This window comes from Streptomyces sp. NPDC059564 (assembly GCF_042735575.1).
In the GTDB taxonomy this organism is placed as follows: Bacteria; Actinomycetota; Actinomycetes; order Streptomycetales; family Streptomycetaceae; genus Streptomyces.
Window position 1 is genome coordinate 1 of the sequence record NZ_JBHWBP010000559.1, and the last position, 3,282, is coordinate 3,282.

The window sequence follows — 3,282 nt, forward strand, 5'->3', positions numbered from 1 at the left end:
GCCTCGTCCCGGGCTTCCCCTGGACGGTGGAGCCGTTCCCGGGGTCGGGCGCGTGGAAGCCGCGCACGCCGGGCTGACTGATGCCGTCGGCGAACCCGAAGTGCTCGTGGCCGCGCAGGGCTCCGGGCAGGGTGCCCGCGTCCTGACGGAAGACGACCTCTCCCCCCTCGGAGTCGAGGCCCTCGCGGTGGCGGGTGACGGCGCTCGCGAGCCGGGCGGGGTCGTCGGCGGAGAGGCTGAGCACCGCGTGCACTGCGCGCCCCGGCTCCTCGGCGCCGAACAGCCAGGACCCGGGGTCGCTGCTGCCGGTGTCCCCCAGGGCCTCCGCGCGACGGGCGGCGCCCTGCGCGAACGCCTCGGCGGTGCTGCCGGGCGGCAGCGCCGGGAATGGGTCGCGCCCGGCGAGCAGCCGCAGCCCGGGGTAGGTCAGGGAGAGTCCGGTCCACAGGGCCGACAGGGAGGCGGGGTCCCTGCCGCCCGCCTTGAGCCGGGCCGCGCTGAACAGGGCGTTGAAGCGGGCCATCTCCTCGGTGGTGGAGAGCTCGGGCAGCAGCCGGGCGAGCCAGCGCCGGGCCGGGGCCGCGTCGTGGAAGTGCACGAGCAGGAGGCAGGCGTGGTCCTTGCGGGACCCCGCCAGGATGTCGCCCTGGGTGGTCCGGTCGGCCCGCAGGGGCAGGTCGGCGGCCCCGGCCGCCCGGACCGGGGCGGCGCTGACGGCCGTGGCCGCCGAAGCGGCCCGGGGGCACACCGCGAGGGCGGCGGCCCCCGCCCCGGCGACGAGCACGGTCCGGCGGGCGGGACGTGGAGTCTGGACGGCATCCATCGATGGCTCCTGGGTGAGGGACGAAACGGAACAGGGCGAAACGGCGCCGACGCCCGAAGCGGCGGGGGCAGGGTGCGGCGTGTGGGGTGCGGCGTGCGGCCACGCGCGTACGCAAGGAGGCGGCCCGGTGCGTGACGGGCGGTATGCCGGGGTGATGCGGCGGTCGGGCGGCTCAGCCGCCGGACGCGGCGGCGAACCCCGGCCGTCGCGGCGCCCCGTGGGCGCGGAGGACGACACGGCTCACCGGCGTTCCCCGCCCCCGCACCACGCGGCCCCGTACACGCGACTCCCGTCCCGGAACCGGGACTTCGCGCACCCGCCCGCCCGCGGCGGACGGCCCGCACGGGGCCGGGTCCACGGCCGGGTCCACGGCCGGGGCCGGACCTATGAGCCCGGCGCGGACGGCGGTGGGGGCGGCGGTGACGACCATGGGCGTCCGAGACTCCTCGCATGGGGGGACCGGGCGGGCAGAACGTCCTGCCAGTGATCAACACCCTCCGCGAAACACCGCGACCGCGCGCGCCGGACGCACTGTTGGAGTGACGCCGCGGTCACCCCCGGGCGACCCGGCGCCGGTGCGGCATCATCGTCTCCGTGACGACACGACGCCTGATGCTCCTGGACACCGCCTCCCTGTACTTCCGCGCCTACTTCGGCGTGCCGGACTCCGTCAGGGCCCCCGACGGCACCCCGGTCAACGCCGTGCGCGGGCTGCTCGACTTCATCGGACGGCTGGTCCAGGACCACCGCCCCGACGATCTGGTGGCCTGCATGGACGCCGACTGGCGGCCGCACTGGCGGGTGGAACTGATCCCCTCCTACAAGGCGCACCGGGTCGCCCAGGAGACCGAGACCGGGCCCGACGTGGAGGAGGCCCCGGACACCCTCACCCCGCAGGTGCCGGTCATCGAGGCGGCGCTGGACGCCTTCGGCATCGCCCGGGTGGGCGTCGCCGGGTACGAGGCGGACGACGTCATCGGCACGCTCACCACCCGCGCGACCGGCCCGGTGGACATCGTCACCGGCGACCGGGACCTGTACCAGCTCGTGGACGACGCCCGGCAGCGCCGCGTCCTCTACCCCCTCAAGGGCGTGGGCACCCTCCAGGTCACGGACGAGGCCTGGCTCCGCGAGAAGTACGGGGTGGACGGCCCCGGATACGCGGACCTCGCGCTGCTGCGCGGCGACCCGAGCGACGGCCTCCCGGGCGTGCCCGGCATCGGCGAGAAGACCGCCGCGAAGCTCCTCGACGCGTACGGGGACCTCGCGGGGATCATCGCGGCGATCGACGACCCGAAGTCGAAGCTGACCCCCACCCAGCGCAAGAGGCTCGACGAGTCCCGCCCGTACCTCGCGGTGGCCCCCAAGGTCGTCCAGGTGGCCTCCGACATCCCGATCCCGGCCTTCGACCCGGCCCTGCCGAACACCCCGAAACATCCCGAAACGGTCGACGCGCTCGCCCATCAGTGGGGTCTGGGAGGAGCGATGTCACGCCTGAGCAGCGCGCTGCGCCCATGAGGTGCTAACTTAGGTAATCCTAAGCTTCGTAAGTTCAGGGGAGACGCCGTGGCAGAAGGACGCGCCCGCACTGTCGGCACCGCAGTCGTCGTACGCACCGAGCGGCTGACGCCGCACATGGTCCGGATCGTGCTGGGCGGTGACGGGCTGGCCGGTTTCGGCGCGGGCGTGTACACCGACCACTACGTGAAGCTCCTGTTCGCCCCCGAGGGCGTGCGGTACGCGGAACCCTGGGACCTGGAGCGGATCCGCGCGACGCACCACCGCGAGGCCTGGCCCCGCCAGCGCGCGTACACGGTCCGCGCGTGGGACCCGGTGCACCGGGAGCTGACCCTGGACTTCGTCGTCCACGGCGACGAGGGCCTCGCGGGCCCCTGGGCGGCCCGCGTCCAGCCGGGTGAACTGGTGCGCTTCCTCGGTCCCGGCGGCGCCTACGCACCGGACCCGGTGGCCGGATGGCACCTCCTGGTCGGCGACGAGAGCGCCCTGCCGGCGATCGCCGCCGCCATGGAGCGGATGCCGGCGGGCGCGCTGGTGCACGCCTTCGTGGAGATCGACGGCCCGGCCGACGAGCAGAAGGTCGCCACCCCGGACGGGATCGTCCCGGTCTGGCTGCACCGCGGTGACCGCCCGGTGGGCGCGGCGCTGGTGGAGGCCGTGACCTCCCTGCGGTTCCCCTCCCCCGACGTCCACGCCTTCGTCCACGGCGAGGCCGGCTTCGTGAAGGAACTCCGCCGCCACCTCCGCCTGGACCGCGGCATCCCGCGCGACCGCCTGTCGATCTCCGGCTACTGGCGCCAGGGCGAAACGGACGAGGGCTGGCGCGCGATCAAGCGCGACTGGAACGCCACGGTAGAAGCCGAACAAGACCTCACCTCAGCCGCCGCGGCCTGACCCCAGCCCCGCACGCCCCGCCCCCGCCAAAATCCAGCCCCGCCGGC

3 protein-coding genes and 1 pseudogene are annotated in these 3,282 nt (G+C 75.0%); 2 read left to right on the forward strand and 2 right to left on the reverse strand.

Annotated features, from left to right (window positions below; all coding sequences use genetic code 11):
* Together ACFV0Q_RS40080 and ACFV0Q_RS40085 are read right to left on the reverse strand one after the other, a co-directional pair.
* Positions 1 to 823 (reverse strand): annotated as a pseudogene (locus tag ACFV0Q_RS40080) (hypothetical protein); the annotation flags it as partial.
* A gap of 172 nt (positions 824 to 995) precedes the next feature.
* Positions 996 to 1,253, reverse strand: a complete 258-nt coding sequence (locus tag ACFV0Q_RS40085; RefSeq protein WP_385012854.1) for a hypothetical protein — start codon at positions 1,251 to 1,253, stop codon at positions 996 to 998.
* A 182-nt stretch (positions 1,254 to 1,435) separates the two neighbouring features.
* Between ACFV0Q_RS40085 and ACFV0Q_RS40090 the strand changes: the two genes are divergently transcribed.
* Both ACFV0Q_RS40090 and ACFV0Q_RS40095 read left to right on the forward strand, forming a co-directional pair.
* Complete coding sequence (locus ACFV0Q_RS40090) at positions 1,436 to 2,341, forward strand: 5'-3' exonuclease H3TH domain-containing protein (protein WP_385012858.1); 906 nt, start codon at positions 1,436 to 1,438, stop codon at positions 2,339 to 2,341.
* 48 nt (positions 2,342 to 2,389) lie between these two features.
* The gene (locus tag ACFV0Q_RS40095) at positions 2,390 to 3,235 is read left to right on the forward strand and encodes a siderophore-interacting protein (RefSeq protein ID WP_385012856.1); all 846 of its coding nucleotides are present in this window, start codon (positions 2,390 to 2,392) and stop codon (positions 3,233 to 3,235) included.
* Positions 3,236 to 3,282 lie beyond the last annotated feature (47 nt).